Source organism: Escherichia sp. WS1152, from assembly GCF_046487665.1.
In the GTDB taxonomy this organism is placed as follows: Bacteria; Pseudomonadota; Gammaproteobacteria; order Enterobacterales; family Enterobacteriaceae; genus Escherichia; species Escherichia coli.
In genome coordinates, this window is record NZ_JBJQJA010000007.1 from 271,407 (window position 1) to 289,241 (window position 17,835).

The following is a 17,835-nucleotide window of genomic DNA, read 5'->3' on the forward strand; positions in this document are numbered from 1 at the left end:
ACTCGTTAGTTACTGCAGTAGAGGATTTTTTACGGCTGCCGGATGCGGCGTGAACGCCCTATCCGGCCTACAGTTATGTTCCGGCTCGTTGGCCTTTGGCAACGATTATCATATGAGATTGGGGCAATTACGCGCCCTCGTCAAATCATTGCGCTTTTTCTTTACGCGGTTGGCGCAACACTTCGTTGATTTGCGGATCGTCCAGCGGACCCGAAATGTGATAGCGCAAAATGGAGACTTTGCTCCACAGCGGCCCCAGCACTTTACTGGCTGCAAATACTGCCGCTCCAACAATGGGGTTAACCGCAAAAGCCGCAGCCACGCCCACCGTCGCAGAAATCTCTGGTGCGACAACCGCTTCCATATTCAGGTCGCGACGCACCAGATTTACCGACCCTTTCATCGCAATGTCCGCTTCCAGGCCATCCACCAGCGTGTCGTCGGTGTGCATAACACCGTCTTTAATCCACGCGGTGCTGCGAATGGAGTCAAAATAGAACCCTTCACCAAAGGTGTCTCTGAAATCAAAACGCAGCTTACGCATCAGGGCATCTACGCTCAATAAGCGCAGCAATTGCCCGGCATGTCCGGTATTGATTTCGGTAATTTCGCCTTTGCCCAGTTGAGTATGAATGATGCCATTCAACGTCGCCTCATCTGGCTGCCACGGTGCTTTGCGCCAGTGTAAATCGTAATCCACATTAAATGACGACTGGCGTATGGGCGTCGTGACACCAAAAAATTCTGCGGCGGCATCAATTTTCTGCCCGCGCAGTTTTCCTTTCAGCGAGGTACGTTCATTCCCCGGATTATTAACCCATTCACCATCGGCAGTAAGCCGCGAGAAACCAGTATCAATCAGTCCATTGGTCAGCGTTAACGTATCGCCAGAAATGGTGAGATCACTGTCAATGCGACCGAATTTTTGCCCCCAGAACCAGCACTCTGCGCATCGTATTTGTGCGTCCGGCCAGCCACGGAAGTTAATGCGCTCCGTTGTCGGGAAAGGTGATGACGGCGTTGAATCACCACGAGTTTTCGCCACGCTCGGGTTGTAATAAAGATATTTGATATTCGCCAGCCACGGCGCGTTATTACGCATCGCCAGCGTGGCATTGATTTCACGCCCCTGCGCCTCAACCAGGGTGCCATTTGCCGTCGGTTGCGAAACAATACTCAGGTTATTCCATTGCTGATTTCCCAGTGACAACATAGGCGTACGTAACGTTATGTGTTGTGGGAAACTCGCTGCACCACCGACACTCTCCGCAGCGCCTTTCTGGAACAGGGCCAGCCACTCGGCACCATTCATCGGCGGCATATTGAGTTCAACGCCACTTTGTTCCGGCAACGGCGGGAGCGTTTTACTGTCTGCCGCCCAAATAGCACGATCGAGCGTGAGCTTTTGACCGAGCAACCAGCGGCTATTGAAATGATTATCCGCACCAGCCTGTCCGGTTAATTCAAAGCTGTTGAGATTGCCATCAACCTTAACGTTTACCGCTAGTGGTTCACCCGCAGGTTTGGCTAACGGTGAAGGTAAGTGACTGCTCACATTCTTTAGATCGCCGTTCAGCTCTACGTTATAGGTCGCACCAGCATGATAAGGCAGATCAATGCCCACTTTACCATCCCACGCCACGCTGCCACTCAATGCTTCGTTCACCGCTTCAGGCAGAACGCCGGTTTTCGCCGGTTGCCAGTTACCGTTGAGGTTTACCGCTACCTGGTAGGCTTTTGCCCCTTCTTTGGTGGAAAAATCCACGTTCAACGGCTGATTAAACCAGCTTGCTGTCAGTGGTTCACTTTGCAGATCGCCATTGATAAAGCTGAATTTACCGCTCAAATTTTTCAGGGTGCTGTCGAGTGGTTTGATAAACAGACTGTTATTACGCAGCGTCACTTCACCTTTCGCGGTTACCAGCTCGCCGTTCAGCGGGATATCAAGATGTAAGCGAGCATTCACATCGCCGTCGAGCTGGAGTTCTTGCAGGGTCGCACCCAGAGAATCTTTCAGCGGTGTCTCATCAAAGTAAGGGCCAACGGCTTTACCCGGACCTTTAATGTCAGCGTCAATCAGCAGTTTTTCTTTTGAGTAGTCAGGGATCACTGCGGTGAGATTACTCGCGCGCACGCCGCCCAGATTAACGCCATCGGTTTTCATCCATAAACCGTCGTTAATAAAGTCCAGTTCAATATCAAGGTTAGTTAATGCAGGCCAGTCCGGCTGGAAGGCGAACTTCGCGTTGCGCAGCGGCACCAGCACTTCAAACTGACCTTCGTTGTGTTTATAGGGGAAGAGTTGCGGATTGCCACCATAAACCAGCGTCGCGTTATCCGCTTCACCGCCCTGAATCGCGCCACTTAAGTAATCAACCAGGTCTTTACCCATCAAGTTTTCCGGGAAATAGCGCCAGGCTTGTGAACCATCATCGGTACTGATGCCAGCCAGAATACCCAGCCAGGGTTCATCGTTAGCAGGTTGCAGGTAACGAAAACCGCCGCGCGCATGGACGGCTTTGGCTTTAACGTCAATATTACGCCCATCCAGCTGGAAACCTTTGTCATTGTTCAGCCAGCTTATAGTTGCCTGACCGTCGGCGATTTCCAGTGGCGCACGGAATACCGTTTCGTAAGGCATCTTTGCCTGCTTCATCGACGCGGTAAGCAAACCATTTTCAACGCTGCCGGAAAGCGTCCCGGAGAAGTGTTCCGCACCCGGTAATAATTTCCATTGCTTCCAGGCCAGATCGCTCCACGATGCCTGAAAACGGGTATTGTCTGCCGCCTGAAGCGGGATATCCAGCGCCAGAGTGTTAATCTTGCCGCTCGGTTGTGTGGAGCGCCAAACATCACCCAGTGCAGGTGAAAGTTTCGCGGCCAGCGGGCGTATGCCCTCCAGGCCTGCCAGCTCCAGATTACTGGCGCGAATCCGGAGTTCGTCACTGCGTTTATTGTCTTTGCCGCCAACGTCCTGTTCCGGTATCCAGGCCAGCGTCAATGCTCCGCTCGGCCAGGGTTTACCGTCCATCGTGATCCGTGTATCGGGAATAGAGAACTGCCAGCCCGGATTTTCACGCGTAATATGCGCGGTCAGATTATCCACCGACAGCGTATGCGTTTCCTTCTCGCCCAACCAGCTGGCACCGCCCTGTTTCAGCCAGACGTCACCGCCGGTTACATCGCCTTTGTCGATCGTCATCCAGCCTTCAAGGGAGAACTGTGCCGTTTCCAGAGCAATATTGTCCTGCATCCATTTACCGAGCCACGGCTTCAGGTCGATGTCATCCGCCTGTAGCCAGACGCGACCATTGCTTAACAACCCCTCATCATCGCGCAAATCCATGCGCACCTGCATCACGCCGTGCTGTCCGGTAAGGCTGGAGAGGCTTACCAGGCCTTCCGCACGGTGTCGACGTGGATCGTTCAGCCAGGTGAGTTGTGGGATCGCCAGCTCGGCGCGCTGACCGGATGGCGTCAGAAAACTGACTTCACTGTCGCGGAGATCGAAATGGTCAAATTGACGAAGAAACAGATCGCTGATGTGACTGGCTTCCAGACTGTCATCGCTACCACCGCTGGTGATAGGAGTGTTGGTGCGAAAGCGCAGCTGCCAGAAAGTGAGGTCGCGAAACTGCCAGCGCATATGTAACAGGCTCTGCCAGACATCCAGCGCCAGAGTAACGCGTTTAACCGAAAATTCGCCGCCATCTTTTAGTTCTGCACGGATGTCGTGTGCTTCAAGCGTCGGGCCAAAATTCTGCCAGCTGGCTGAGAGCTGACTGGCTTCTACCGGCATGCCAGTCGCGGATTCTATTTTGTTGAGGATTTCCGGACGCCAGGCGTCAAGATGCGGTAAAGCAATACGCAGGCCGCTAACCAGCAGGGCTGCGATCACAACGAGCGCGGCTCCAGTAAGCAGTAAAATCCCCGGCAATCGCCTCACCCGTCACTCCTTGTCTGCTAAAAATGTGACTCAAAAACCCTTTGCCGGATGGCGGCCCAGCATCTGTTTACATCATTACGACGTCAAACTGCTCCTGGTTATAGAGCGGTTCAATTTGTACTTTAACCTGTTTACCAACGAAAATTTCCACTTCCGCCAGCGAGTGTGACTCTTCGCCTTTCAAGGCTTCAGCTACTGCCGGAGAAGCATAGACCAGGAAACGGTCGGAGTCGTAAGCATGGTGGACACGAACAATCTCGCGCATGATTTCATAGCATACCGTTTCCACGGTTTTCACCGTTCCGCGACCGTGGCAGGTTGGGCATTCGTTACACAGTACGTGCTCAATGCTTTCGCGGGTGCGTTTACGCGTCATCTCCACCAGCCCCAGCGCCGAAAAACCATTAACGCTGGTTTTCACCCGGTCTTTGCTCAACGCCTGCTCCAGCGAGTGCAGCACGCGGCGGCGGTGATCTTCATTATTCATATCGATGAAATCAATAATGATAATCCCACCCAGATTACGCAACCGTAACTGGCGAGCGATAGCCTGCGTCGCTTCAATATTGGTATTGAAAATGGTGTCGTCCAGATTGCGATGACCGACAAACGCTCCGGTATTGATGTCCACGGTGGTCATCGCTTCGGTCTGGTCGATAATCAGATAACCACCGGATTTCAGTTCTACTTTGCGTTCCAGCGCTCGCTGGATTTCGTTTTCGACATCAAAGAGATCGAAAATCGGCTGGCGTCCGGTGTAATGCTCCAGCTTGCTGGTCATCTCGGGAATGTACTCCGAGGTAAACTCCAGCAATGCTTCGTAAGTCAGGCGTGAGTCAACGCGAATGCGGTCCAGTTCGGCGTCGGCGAAATCACGCAGAACACGCTGCGCCAGCGCCAGTTCGCCGTACAGCTGATAACGGGTCTGCGGGCGTTTTTTACGCTCCATAACTTTGGTCCAGACGCGTTTCAGATAAGCGGCATCGGAGGCCAGTTCAGCCTCGCCAACCCCTTCCGCTGCGGTACGGATGATAAACCCGCCCTGCTCGTCGCAATACTCTGCGACCACTTTTTTCAGGCGTTCACGTTCTGATTCGCTTTCAATACGTTGGGAAACCCCAACGTGAGAAGCCCCTGGCATAAACACCAGATAGCGAGAAGGCAGCGTGATATCGGTGGTCAGGCGCGCACCTTTAGTGCCAAGCGGATCTTTCACCACCTGCACCATCAGATCTTGCCCCTGACGAACCAGTTCCGAGATGTCGCGCACCGTGAATTGCTTTTGTTCTTCACCCGCCACACATTCGGTGTGCGGCATGATATCGGATGCATGAAGAAACGCGGCTTTATCCAGCCCAATATCTACAAAAGCCGCCTGCATACCCGGAAGTACACGACTTACACGACCCTTGTAGATATTGCCTACTATTCCGCGTCGCGCCTCACGTTCAATATGAATTTCCTGCAGAATACCGCCATCAATATACGCCACTCGCGTTTCCGAAGGCGTTACGTTTACTAACAATTCAGCCGTCATGTTTATCCCTTTTCTCACGCAGTGCGTTAAAATTACTTAATAATTCATACGTTTCAACCAGCGGTAAGCCGACTACGGCGTGATAGCTGCCATTTATCTTCCTGACAAAACAGCCACCCAGCCCCTGAATACCGTATGCACCTGCTTTATCTAACGGTTCACCGCTGGCGACATAGCCCGCGATGTCTTCGTCTGTTAACGTTCTGAAAGTCACATCGGTGACCACCAGGCAATCGAGAATGTGCTGGCTGTCGGCCAACGCCACTGCCGTCATCACCTGATGGGTCTGACCCGATAATTTGCGCAACATCTGCGCCGCATGCTCTGCGTCGCGCGGTTTCTCCAGCACTTCTCCATTCAGGATAACGATAGTATCCGCACCCAGCACCGGGAGATCCTGCGCCGTTTGCGCGACACCCGCCTGTGCTTTCTCGCGCGCCAGACGCACAACATACTGCTGCGCGCTCTCCTGCGGCTGACGCTGCTCCTCAATGCCTGTAACAATACGTTCAAAGGTCACGCCAAGTTGCGCAAGTAACTCCTGACGACGCGGAGAACCGGAAGCTAAATACAGAGAAGTCATAGAAACCTTTATTGCACTGCAAACTGCTGACGGACTTTACGCATCAGCAAGAAAATCCACGGCCAGAGCACCCCATTGACTACACTACTCCAGAACACTTCCGGTCTGAAAGAGACGTTAATCACTAAAAACTCTGCCCAGAAAACAATAATATCCACCACCAGCGAAAGCAACATGACGACCAGCGCCTGCTGCCATAATGCGAGGTTGCGGAAAAGCTGGTATTTCAGCGCCACCAGGTAAGCAATGATGCTCATCGCCAATACGCGTACGCCAAGCGTCGAGCCGCTGATCAGATCCAGTATGGCACCCATCACAAAACCTGTGCCCACATTTACGCGATGAGGCAAGGCCAGGATCCAATACAACAAGATGAGTAACACCCAGTTTGGCCGGAAAACAATCAGGTTATCCGGCCAGGGCATGATTTGCAGCAACAGCGCAATGAGGAAAGAGAGCCAGATTACCCAACGTCCCTGGCTACGATAGCTCGCCACTATTGCCCTCCCGGCGCACGCGCAGGCGGTTGAGCACCACTTTGCGGCGGCGTAGCCCTTTGTGGAGAGCGATTAGCAGCAGGCTGTGTGGGCGCAGCAGGCGCAGTAGCTGCATTTCCTGTCGTCGGTTGCTGCGGAGTCGGCTGAGCGATCCCCGTTGCCGGTTCAGGTAACTTTGGCCCCATCGCGTCTGGCGAAGGCAATACCTGCGGCATCATCTGCATCAGACGTTCATTAGCAACACGATGCACCTCTTCCGGCGTCATCGGGTTAGCGCCGTTACGATCCGCGCCCCACAGCAGCAGCAGATAACGCAAACGTTGCAGTCCTGCAGTCGGACGCGCCTGAATCACAGTATAAGCGCGCTGGGTATCGAGTTTTACGGAAGAGACAACCGCGACCGGATAGCCTTCCGGGAAACGACCGCCCAGACCGGAGGTCACCAGCACATCACCAACACGAATATCCGTATTCGCTGGCAGATGCTCAAGCTGCAAATCATCCGTACAACCGTTACCGGCTGCAATTACGCGGATATCGTTGCGCAGCACCTGGATTGGCAGCGCGTGGGTCGCATCACAAATCAGCAGCACGCGACTGGTCAGTTTAGCGACGGCCACCACCTGACCAACAACACCTTTGTCGCTGATGACCGGCTGGCCTTCATAAACGCCATTAACGCTACCTTTATCGATAACAACTTGATCGCTATAAGGATCGTTAACCGTGGAGATAACCTGAGTCACCATTTTCTGCTCATCCTGACGCAGCGGGGAACCCAGCAGCTCGCGCAGACGCGCGTTCTCCTGTTTGTATTGTCCAAGCATCAGCAGTTCACTGTTTTTCAGCAACAGTTCCTGACGTAACGCCCGGTTTTCAAGTTCTAGTTGGTCACGCGAGGCCAGCGTCTGCGATACGCCATCCAGCAATTCACGAGGAGCATTGGAAACAAAGTAGAAAGGACTGACGGCGGTATCCATATAAGTACGGATTTGACTGAACGTCCCCAGGCGGCTGTCGGCAATAATAATGCCGAGCGCCACCAGCACCGCCAGAATAAGGCGAATCTGTAGCGACGGGCCACGGCTAAAAATTGGCTTCATAAGTTATGCGTATTCTCGTATCAGACCAGGCAGGGTAAACAGACATTTCCCCTGCCTGCATCCGATTACTCTTCGCTGAACAGGTCGCCGCCGTGCATGTCGATCATTTCCAGCGCTTTGCCGCCACCGCGCGCCACACAGGTCAGCGGGTCTTCAGCAACAACGACTGGAATGCCGGTTTCTTCCATTAACAAACGGTCAAGGTTACGCAGCAGTGCGCCACCACCGGTGAGCACCATGCCGCGCTCGGAGATGTCGGAAGCCAGTTCCGGCGGGCACTGTTCCAGTGCAACCATTACCGCGCTCACAATACCGGTCAGCGGTTCCTGCAGTGCTTCGAGGATTTCGTTGGAGTTCAGGGTAAAACCGCGTGGAACACCTTCTGCCAGGTTACGGCCACGAACTTCGATTTCACGGACTTCATCGCCCGGGTAAGCCGAACCGATTTCGTGCTTGATACGTTCTGCGGTGGCTTCACCGATCAGAGAACCGTAATTACGACGCACATAGTTGATGATAGCTTCGTCGAAACGATCACCACCAATGCGCACGGAAGAGGAGTAAACCACGCCGTTCAAGGAGATAACAGCAACTTCAGTGGTACCACCACCGATATCAACCACCATAGAACCGGTCGCTTCAGAAACCGGCAGGCCAGCACCAATTGCGGCAGCCATCGGTTCTTCAATCAGGAAGACTTCACGGGCACCAGCGCCCTGCGCGGATTCACGAATTGCGCGGCGTTCAACCTGGGTCGCGCCAACCGGTACACAAACCAGAACGCGCGGGCTTGGACGCATAAAGCTGTTGCTGTGCACTTGTTTGATGAAGTGCTGGAGCATTTTTTCAGTCACGAAGAAGTCGGCGATAACGCCGTCTTTCATTGGGCGAATGGCAGCAATATTGCCCGGCGTACGGCCCAGCATCTGCTTCGCGTCATGACCTACTGCAGCTACGCTTTTCGGTGAACCGGCACGATCCTGACGAATGGCCACCACGGAAGGCTCATTCAATACGATGCCTTGTCCTTTTACATAAATGAGGGTATTCGCAGTACCCAGGTCAATGGACAAGTCATTGGAAAACATGCCACGAAATTTTTTCAACATACTAAGGGATAATCCTGAAAGCTGGGGCGGAAAAGAAAATCCGCTTACTTTACCAACCACACGCAGCAGCGACAAGGCGCAAAAATCATCTGCTACGGTGAAAATTAGTGCAGTTCGTTTCCTTTGTTACAAATCTCTGCCTGAGTCCAGAAAGGCTTAATGCATCAGCAGCATTCCTCGCCTGTTTGCAACCGCGTAAGGTCATTCATCTGCATATGTGCTGCAACAATCTGGCGAGCAGACAAGCACACTCCCATGAGACGCAGCGCGCGTTATTCTACGTGAAAACAGATTAAACGGCAGGTTAAACCGAGTATCTTTGTGAATATTTTTTCACGTTAGTATCAAGTGGCTGTGAGGACGCGAAAAAATCCCCTTGCCCGCCTGTAACACCGCGCTGAATCAGGGTCTGCCACTCGCTTCGCGAACGCACACCGGTGGCGTAAACTTGGGTGCTGGTCCCGGAGCAGGCTTCCACCAGGCTTTGAACCAGCAGCTGGTTCTCCGTTCGCTTCTCAATGTTTCTGACCAGCCCCGGATGGAGCTTGAGTAACTCAACATTAAGTTCTTTGATCCAACTGGTGCTTACCAGCGTCAAACCAGCCTGGTTGACGGCTACCCGTACCCCTAAAGCATTCACTAAACGAATAACAGGTTGTAAACGACTGATATGTTGACCTACATCGGCCTCTGCAAGTTCAATAATTATGCGTTTTCGTTGTGATTTTTCACATTGCATTAACGTATCGCGCAGCCAACGCTGAAAACGCGGGCGAATCAGCGACTCAACGGTAACCTGAATCGCCAGATTTTCCTCTGGCCAGTAACGCAATAGTGGAATAAGACGGCTGATTTGCAGACGGTCATACTCTTCCGATAAGCCAAACTGCAAGACCATCGGCATATACTCCGCCGAGCTAACCTCTTCATTACCATCGAAGATGCGGCACATGAGTTCGCGATGATGAACCTGACCTTCGCGAGTAACCGCCGGTTTTTGATAAAGGCGCGGGCCGCCGCGACTGAGCATTTGCTCGATAAGCGTACGCCAGCGAACATTACCGCGTCCTTTTTCAGGCAACGAGTCATCGTAAATAGCCCAGCTATTGCCGCCCTGCAATCCCGCATTACGCGTGGCAGACTCTGCATGTTCCATTACCTGCTCGGTATCCTGACCACTACGCCAGGCGCAGATACCAATGTGGATCATATCGTCGCGATCGAGCATTTTATTGTTCGGCAAGGTATCGACGGCTTTGATTAACTGACCGGCGATGCTCTCTGCCTCTTTTAACGTCCGGTGCGGTAACAGCGCAGCAAAATCACTGCGGTGGTAACGCGCCAGCAGTGCGCCAGGGTAGCGCATCATAAATGTCGACAGCAGATTCGTCAGAGTGAAGAACTGTTCTTCAACCTGGCTGTGCCCCCAGGTATCGCTCAACATATTGAAATCCGGCAGACGAATCATCATCACGATCCCGTGGGTACCTACTTTCTCCTGATCTTCCAGTAACGTTGCTAACTGATTATCGAAAAAGAGTCGGTTATTGAGGCCGGTTTTCACGTCCTGGGCGGCATAAGAGCGGATCAGCGTATCAAGACGGCTGTGTTGTTCGCGTGCGTTCTGAATTTCACGAAGCAGCGTATCTAGCGCACTGCTGGTTCTGGGCGGCCATTCATAGATGGTTCCCAACACATTAGAGCCACGCTCACCGTTTAAGATACGAGTAGCCCGGGTTTCCAGCAATTCTTGCCCGGCAAGTTGCCGTTGTAACCAGCGTACCGCCAGAAAGAGCATAACAATGATAAAGCCAATCGCCCCCGTGAGCGGCGCGGTAGTCATTAAAGAATGGAAATAGTTGCCCATCGGATCCTGATAAACCAGACGCAGCGACATCCCCGGATGCTTTATCAACGGAACACTCAGTTCGCGAAACAGATCGCTGGAGCCAACCGGACGATAACTACCATTTCTGGCCAGGGTATAAACCTGTTTATCACCATGGAGCAGGTCTACACGAACGATATCTGCCGACATCATTAATTCGGTAATTTGTGGCCTTAATGTGCTGAAGTCATTCGACACAAGGTGGGTATCAATCGCCGTCGCCACCGCCTGAACGCGATGACTAAACTTATACTGAATTGCGTTGTAGAAACTTAGCGAACAGCCCAGCAAAGTCACAAAAATTGTTAACCCGGTGAGCAGCGTAACAAAGGCCGAAAATTTCGTCGTTAATCTCATCCTTGTGTTAACTCCGATAGTGAGGAAGCGGGCATACTAGCAAATCAGATTTATCTCGCAATTTATTGCGCTTCATCGGCTTTGCTTTTCCATTAGCGAGTATAGTCTTCAGAAATTATTTTCCAATCCATCATGCACATGAGGACCACTTATGCAGGCGTTACTTTTAGAACAGCAGGACGGCAAAACTCTCGCATCGGTACAGACACTTGACGAAAGTCGCCTGCCGGAGGGCGATGTCACGGTTGATGTTCACTGGTCGAGCCTGAACTATAAAGATGCGCTGGCGATTACCGGTAAGGGAAAAATCATCCGTAATTTTCCGATGATTCCTGGGATCGATTTTGCCGGAACTGTACGCACCAGCGAAGATCCGCGTTTTCATGCCGGTCAGGAGGTGTTACTCACTGGCTGGGGCGTTGGTGAAAACCACTGGGGTGGGCTGGCGGAGCAGGCGCGAGTGAAAGGTGACTGGCTGGTTGCCATGCCGCAAGGGCTGGACGCGCGTAAAGCAATGATTATCGGTACTGCCGGTTTTACCGCCATGCTGTGTGTGATGGCGCTGGAAGATGCCGGTGTTCGCCCGCAGGACGGGGAGATTGTCGTGACGGGTGCCAGTGGTGGCGTCGGCAGTACCGCCGTGGCGCTGCTGCATAAGTTGGGTTATCAGGTCGTTGCCGTTTCCGGTCGCGAAAGTACCCATGAATATCTGAAAAGTTTAGGTGCCAGTCGTATTCTCCCTCGTGATGAGTTTGCCGAATCCCGTCCTCTGGAAAAACAAGTCTGGGCTGGGGCAATTGACACTGTTGGCGACAAAGTGCTGGCAAAAGTGCTGGCGCAAATGAATTACGGCGGCTGCGTGGCGGCCTGTGGTCTGGCGGGTGGTTTTACTCTGCCAACCACGGTCATGCCATTTATTCTGCGTAATGTCCGTTTGCAAGGGGTGGATTCAGTAATGACGCCACCAGAACGCCGCGCACAAGCCTGGCAGCGACTGGTCGCCGATTTACCGGAATCATTCTATACCCAGGCGGCAAAAGAGATATCTCTGTCAGAGGCACCGAACTTTGCCGAGGCCATCATTAATAACCAGATCCAGGGTCGCACGCTGGTGAAGGTTAACTAACCATTTAGCAAGGAATAATAAGAGAGGGAACTCATTTTGACATCATTATTCAATCGGTTAACGGGAAAAGCGGTTAGCCGGACAGCTTTCGTCGAACACCTTGGTCAGGAAGTTGTACAACATCATCCAAACTGGAAAGTCATGATTTCGACTGACCACAAATTGATGCGCATTGATACTCCTCTAAACAGCCATTATTGATATGCCTCCGTCGCCTGTTAGGTTTATGGTGCTTTGCCTGGGCGACACTACGCTTAACCTGTTACTGATTTCTGGTCCCATGGGGTGAATAATCTGATTTTATTTGACTACAAATTAACCACTCGAACCTATTTAATGCTGAGAATTGTCAGTCGGTTGATTTTGCGTGCTTTAGCATTCACATCTATCCAGACGATGCAGTGAAAATTGGGTAATCCCCAGCAACCGCTGCGTAATGTCGTCTATCTTGTCGCGATCCTGGCATCCCTACATTATTTGTGGTCTGTGAAGATTATCTCATTGCAGCCCCTCATCTTCGCAGGGCTGGCTTTTCAGCTTTTCACCTTACGTTATAAGAAGTTCCGTCGATGATGGCGCTAATTTCGTGAATTGTGCGGCTTGTTGCAAATTACACGGTGTTGAAGGTTATTTACATGTTAGCTGTTGATTATCTTCCCTGATAAGACCAGTATTTAGCTGCCAATTGCTACGAAATCGTTATAATGTGCGACCTCGTCCTCCCTGACGCAGTTTTTGCGCTGCGGAAAAGGTGACATTGGCGCAACGAAGGTATATTTTGTTTTTTGCCGGAGGATAGCAGCAGATCGCTGCACAATGTCCGTCAAGTCTAACATTGACACTCTGGGGCAAAATAGACCGGCGTCCCGGCCTGCTGGAATTTATCGCTATGCATACAGCTGTCGGGGCATACGCTTTACAGACGGCGGTGAAACGCCTGTCACAATCACACTAAACAAAGAGTACGGAACCCACTCATGGATATTCGTAAGATTAAAAAACTGATCGAGCTGGTTGAAGAATCAGGCATCTCCGAACTGGAAATTTCTGAAGGCGAAGAGTCAGTACGCATTAGCCGTGCAGCTCCTGCCGCAAGTTTCCCTGTGATGCAACAAGCTTACGCTGCACCAATGATGCAGCAGCCAGCTCAATCTAACGCAGCCGCTCCGGCGACCGTTCCTTCCATGGAAGCGCCAGCAGCAGCGGAAATCAGTGGTCACATCGTACGTTCCCCGATGGTTGGTACTTTCTACCGCACCCCAAGCCCGGACGCAAAAGCGTTCATCGAAGTGGGTCAGAAAGTCAACGTGGGCGATACCCTGTGCATCGTTGAAGCCATGAAAATGATGAACCAGATCGAAGCGGACAAATCCGGTACCGTGAAAGCAATTCTGGTCGAAAGTGGACAACCGGTAGAATTTGACGAGCCGCTGGTCGTCATCGAGTAACGAGGCGAACATGCTGGATAAAATTGTTATTGCCAACCGCGGCGAGATTGCATTGCGTATTCTTCGTGCCTGTAAAGAACTGGGCATCAAGACTGTCGCTGTGCACTCCAGCGCGGATCGCGATCTAAAACACGTATTACTGGCAGATGAAACGGTCTGTATTGGCCCTGCTCCGTCAGTAAAAAGTTATCTGAACATCCCGGCAATCATCAGCGCCGCTGAAATCACCGGCGCAGTAGCAATCCATCCGGGTTACGGCTTCCTCTCCGAGAACGCCAACTTTGCCGAGCAGGTTGAACGCTCCGGCTTTATCTTCATCGGCCCGAAAGCAGAAACCATTCGCCTGATGGGCGACAAAGTATCCGCAATCGCGGCGATGAAAAAAGCGGGCGTTCCTTGCGTACCTGGTTCTGACGGCCCGCTGGGCGACGATATGGATAAAAACCGCGCCATTGCTAAACGCATTGGTTATCCGGTGATTATCAAAGCCTCCGGCGGCGGCGGCGGTCGCGGTATGCGCGTAGTGCGCGGCGACGCTGAACTGGCACAATCCATCTCCATGACCCGTGCGGAAGCGAAAGCTGCTTTCAGCAACGATATGGTTTACATGGAGAAATACCTGGAAAATCCTCGCCACGTCGAGATTCAGGTACTGGCTGACGGTCAGGGCAACGCTATCTATCTGGCGGAACGTGACTGCTCCATGCAGCGCCGCCACCAGAAAGTGGTCGAAGAAGCGCCAGCACCGGGCATTACCCCGGAACTGCGTCGCTACATCGGCGAACGTTGCGCTAAAGCGTGTGTTGATATCGGCTATCGCGGTGCAGGTACTTTCGAGTTCCTGTTCGAAAACGGCGAGTTCTATTTCATCGAAATGAACACCCGTATTCAGGTAGAACACCCGGTTACCGAAATGATCACCGGCGTTGACCTGATCAAAGAACAGCTGCGTATCGCTGCCGGTCAACCGCTGTCGATCAAGCAAGAAGAAGTTCACGTTCGCGGCCATGCGGTGGAATGTCGTATCAACGCCGAAGATCCGAACACCTTCCTGCCAAGCCCAGGCAAAATCACCCGTTTCCACGCACCTGGCGGTTTTGGCGTACGTTGGGAGTCTCATATCTACGCGGGCTACACCGTACCGCCGTACTATGACTCAATGATCGGTAAGCTGATTTGCTACGGTGAAAACCGTGACGTGGCGATTGCCCGCATGAAGAATGCGCTGCAGGAGCTGATCATCGACGGTATCAAAACCAATGTTGATCTGCAGATCCGCATCATGAATGACGAGAACTTCCAGCATGGTGGCACTAACATCCACTATCTGGAGAAAAAACTCGGTCTTCAGGAAAAATAAGACTGCAAAAGCGTCAAAAGGCCGGATTTTCCGGCCTTTTTTATTACTGGGGATCGACAACCCCCATAAGGTACAATCCTCGCTTTCTTCACCCATCAGGGACAAAAAATGGACACTCGTTTTGTTCAGGCCCATAAAGAGGCGCGCTGGGCGCTGGGGCTGACCCTTTTGTATCTGGCAGTTTGGTTAGTAGCCGCTTACTTACCTGGCGTTGCCCCCGGTTTTACCGGCTTTCCGCGCTGGTTTGAGATGGCCTGCATCCTGACGCCGCTACTGTTTATTGGACTGTGCTGGGCGATGGTGAAATTTATCTATCGCGATATCCCACTGGAGGATGACGATGCAGCTTGAAGTAATTCTACCGCTGGTCGCCTATCTGGTGGTGGTGTTCGGTATCTCGGTTTATGCGATGCGTAAACGGAGCACCGGCACCTTCCTTAATGAGTATTTCCTCGGCAGCCGCTCTATGGGCGGTATTGTGCTGGCGATGACGCTCACCGCGACCTATATCAGTGCCAGTTCGTTTATCGGCGGGCCTGGAGCTGCTTATAAATACGGCCTGGGTTGGGTATTGCTGGCGATGATTCAGCTTCCTGCAGTCTGGCTTTCGCTCGGTATTCTCGGCAAGAAGTTCGCGATTCTTGCGCGCCGCTACAATGCAGTGACGCTGAACGATATGCTGTTTGCCCGCTACCAGAGTCGTCTTCTGGTGTGGCTGGCGAGTTTGAGTTTGCTGGTTGCGTTCGTTGGGGCAATGACCGTGCAGTTTATCGGCGGTGCGCGCCTGCTGGAAACCGCGGCGGGTATTCCTTATGAAACCGGGCTGCTGATTTTCGGTATCAGCATTGCGTTGTATACCGCCTTTGGCGGCTTTCGCGCCAGCGTGCTGAACGACACCATGCAAGGGCTTGTGATGCTGATTGGCACCGTTGTGCTGCTTATTGGCGTGGTACATGCCGCTGGCGGCTTAAGCAACGCAGTACAGACCTTGCAAACCATCGATCCGCAACTGGTTACGCCACAAGGCGCTGACGATATTCTGTCGCCTGCCTTTATGACGTCGTTTTGGGTACTGGTGTGCTTTGGCGTGATTGGCCTGCCGCATACTGCGGTGCGCTGTATCTCTTATAAAGACAGCAAAGCAGTACACCGGGGGATCATCATCGGTACGATTGTAGTCGCAATCCTGATGTTCGGTATGCACCTGGCCGGAGCGTTAGGTCGTGCAGTGATCCCCGATCTCACCGTACCGGATCTGGTGATCCCGACGTTAATGGTAAAAGTGCTGCCACCGTTTGCTGCCGGGATCTTTCTGGCTGCACCTATGGCTGCGATCATGTCGACAATTAACGCCCAATTGCTACAAAGTTCCGCTACGATCATTAAAGATCTCTATCTGAATATCCGTCCGGATCAAATGCAAAACGAGACGCGTCTGAAGCGGATGTCGGCGGTAATTACGTTAGTTCTCGGCGCGTTGCTGCTGCTTGCCGCCTGGAAGCCGCCAGAAATGATCATCTGGCTGAATTTGCTGGCCTTCGGTGGGCTGGAAGCCGTTTTCCTGTGGCCGCTGGTGCTGGGTCTTTACTGGGAACGCGCCAACGCCAAAGGCGCGCTAAGTGCGATGATCGTTGGCGGCGTGCTGTATGCCGTACTCGCGACGCTGAATATTCAGTACCTGGGCTTCCACCCTATCGTGCCCTCGTTACTACTAAGTTTGCTGGCTTTCCTGGTCGGAAACCGTTTCGGTACATCCGTCCCGCAAGCTACCGTTTTGACTACTGATAAATAAAGAGTTTTGCCATGCCTTGGATCCAACTGAAACTGAACACCACCGGCGCGAACGCGGAAGATCTTAGCGATGCGCTGATGGAAGCGGGTGCCGTTTCTATCACTTTTCAGGATACCCACGATACGCCAGTATTTGAGCCGCTGCCGGGCGAAACGCGCCTGTGGGGCGACACCGATGTGATTGGTCTGTTTGACGCTGAAACCGATATGAACGACGTGGTGGCGATTCTGGAAAACCATCCGCTGCTCGGCGCAGGCTTCGCGCATAAAATCGAACAACTAGAAGATAAAGACTGGGAGCGCGAATGGATGGATAATTTCCACCCGATGCGCTTTGGTGAACGACTGTGGATCTGCCCTAGCTGGCGTGATGTGCCGGACGAAAACGCCGTCAACGTGATGTTAGATCCAGGGCTGGCGTTTGGTACGGGTACCCATCCAACCACCTCTCTGTGCCTGCAATGGCTCGACAGCCTCGATTTAACCGGTAAAACAGTCATCGACTTTGGCTGTGGTTCCGGCATTCTGGCGATCGCGGCGCTGAAACTGGGTGCAGCAAAAGCCATTGGTATTGATATCGATCCGCAGGCGATTCAGGCCAGCCGCGACAACGCCGAACGTAATGGCGTTTCTGACCGTCTGGAACTCTACTTACCGAAAGATCAGCCAGAAGAAATGAAAGCCGACGTGGTGGTCGCTAACATCCTTGCAGGCCCATTACGTGAACTGGCACCGTTAATCAGCGTCCTGCCGGTTTCAGGCGGTTTGCTGGGCCTTTCCGGTATTCTGGCAAGCCAGGCAGAGAGCGTTTGTGAAGCTTATGCCGACAGCTTCGCACTGGACCCGGTCGTGGAAAAAGAAGAGTGGTGCCGTATTACCGGTCGTAAGAATTAACCTTCGCATCGCCGTAGGGTGACGCGGGGCGAAGTGCGAGCAAGCTCACAAAAGGCACGTAAATTTGCCGATTATTTACGCAAATTTGCGTGCCAAAATTTTCATTCATAAAGAAAAATTGAGAACTTACTCAAATTTCTTTGAGTGTAAATTTTAGTCACTATTTTCTAATATGATGATTTTTATGAGTAATTAT

At 52.5% G+C, this 17,835-nt stretch carries 13 protein-coding genes; 6 read left to right on the top strand and 7 right to left on the bottom strand.

The annotated features are described in order from the left end of the window. Positions 1 to 145: 145 nt before the first annotated feature. The 7 genes from yhdP to csrD form a co-directional block, all read right to left on the bottom strand. Entirely contained in the window at positions 146 to 3,946 is a 3,801-nt protein-coding gene (gene yhdP / locus ACJHW7_RS13980) for an AsmA2 domain-containing protein YhdP (RefSeq protein WP_021557260.1), read from the bottom strand. A 67-nt stretch (positions 3,947 to 4,013) separates the two neighbouring features. Further along, complete coding sequence (gene rng, locus ACJHW7_RS13985) at positions 4,014 to 5,483, bottom strand: ribonuclease G (RefSeq protein ID WP_000123197.1); 1,470 nt, start codon at positions 5,481 to 5,483, stop codon at positions 4,014 to 4,016. Continuing rightward, on the bottom strand, positions 5,473 to 6,066 hold the full coding sequence (gene yhdE, locus ACJHW7_RS13990) for a nucleoside triphosphate pyrophosphatase YhdE (RefSeq protein ID WP_000203096.1): 594 nt from the start codon (positions 6,064 to 6,066) through the stop codon (positions 5,473 to 5,475). The genes rng and yhdE overlap by 11 nt, the downstream gene beginning before the upstream one ends. Positions 6,067 to 6,074: 8 nt before the next feature. Continuing rightward, positions 6,075 to 6,563: a rod shape-determining protein MreD gene (gene mreD / locus ACJHW7_RS13995; RefSeq protein ID WP_000179409.1), complete on the bottom strand. Its 489-nt coding sequence runs from the start codon at positions 6,561 to 6,563 to the stop codon at positions 6,075 to 6,077. After that, the gene (gene mreC / locus ACJHW7_RS14000; protein WP_000802516.1) at positions 6,563 to 7,666 is read right to left on the bottom strand and encodes a rod shape-determining protein MreC; all 1,104 of its coding nucleotides are present in this window, start codon (positions 7,664 to 7,666) and stop codon (positions 6,563 to 6,565) included. Before mreC ends, mreD begins: the two co-directional genes overlap by 1 nt. Positions 7,667 to 7,731: 65 nt before the next feature. After that, positions 7,732 to 8,775: a rod shape-determining protein MreB gene (gene mreB, locus ACJHW7_RS14005; RefSeq protein ID WP_000913396.1), complete on the bottom strand. Its 1,044-nt coding sequence runs from the start codon at positions 8,773 to 8,775 to the stop codon at positions 7,732 to 7,734. A 304-nt stretch (positions 8,776 to 9,079) separates the two neighbouring features. Then, entirely contained in the window at positions 9,080 to 11,020 is a 1,941-nt protein-coding gene (csrD, locus tag ACJHW7_RS14010) for an RNase E specificity factor CsrD (RefSeq protein ID WP_001241436.1), read from the bottom strand. Between the two features lie 151 nt (positions 11,021 to 11,171). Between csrD and ACJHW7_RS14015 the strand changes: the two genes are divergently transcribed. The 6 genes from ACJHW7_RS14015 to prmA all read left to right on the top strand — a co-directional run bounded on the left by ACJHW7_RS14015 (position 11,172) and on the right by prmA (position 17,639). Continuing rightward, positions 11,172 to 12,146 carry an MDR family oxidoreductase gene (locus ACJHW7_RS14015; RefSeq protein WP_001148478.1) on the top strand — a complete coding sequence of 325 codons (975 nt, stop codon included), beginning with the start codon at positions 11,172 to 11,174 and terminating at the stop codon, positions 12,144 to 12,146. 977 nt (positions 12,147 to 13,123) lie between these two features. After that, the gene (accB, locus tag ACJHW7_RS14020; RefSeq protein ID WP_000354622.1) at positions 13,124 to 13,594 is read left to right on the top strand and encodes an acetyl-CoA carboxylase biotin carboxyl carrier protein; all 471 of its coding nucleotides are present in this window, start codon (positions 13,124 to 13,126) and stop codon (positions 13,592 to 13,594) included. 10 nt (positions 13,595 to 13,604) lie between these two features. Further along, positions 13,605 to 14,954, top strand: a complete 1,350-nt coding sequence (gene accC / locus ACJHW7_RS14025) for an acetyl-CoA carboxylase biotin carboxylase subunit (protein WP_000884639.1) — start codon at positions 13,605 to 13,607, stop codon at positions 14,952 to 14,954. A 108-nt stretch (positions 14,955 to 15,062) separates the two neighbouring features. Then, on the top strand, positions 15,063 to 15,305 hold the full coding sequence (locus ACJHW7_RS14030) for a YhdT family protein (protein ID WP_000381170.1): 243 nt from the start codon (positions 15,063 to 15,065) through the stop codon (positions 15,303 to 15,305). Then, positions 15,295 to 16,746 carry a sodium/pantothenate symporter gene (gene panF, locus ACJHW7_RS14035; RefSeq protein WP_001175728.1) on the top strand — a complete coding sequence of 484 codons (1,452 nt, stop codon included), beginning with the start codon at positions 15,295 to 15,297 and terminating at the stop codon, positions 16,744 to 16,746. The genes ACJHW7_RS14030 and panF overlap by 11 nt, the downstream gene beginning before the upstream one ends. Before the next feature lie 11 nt (positions 16,747 to 16,757). Further along, the gene (prmA, locus tag ACJHW7_RS14040) at positions 16,758 to 17,639 is read left to right on the top strand and encodes a 50S ribosomal protein L11 methyltransferase (RefSeq protein WP_001145827.1); all 882 of its coding nucleotides are present in this window, start codon (positions 16,758 to 16,760) and stop codon (positions 17,637 to 17,639) included. Positions 17,640 to 17,835: the final 196 nt, after the last annotated feature.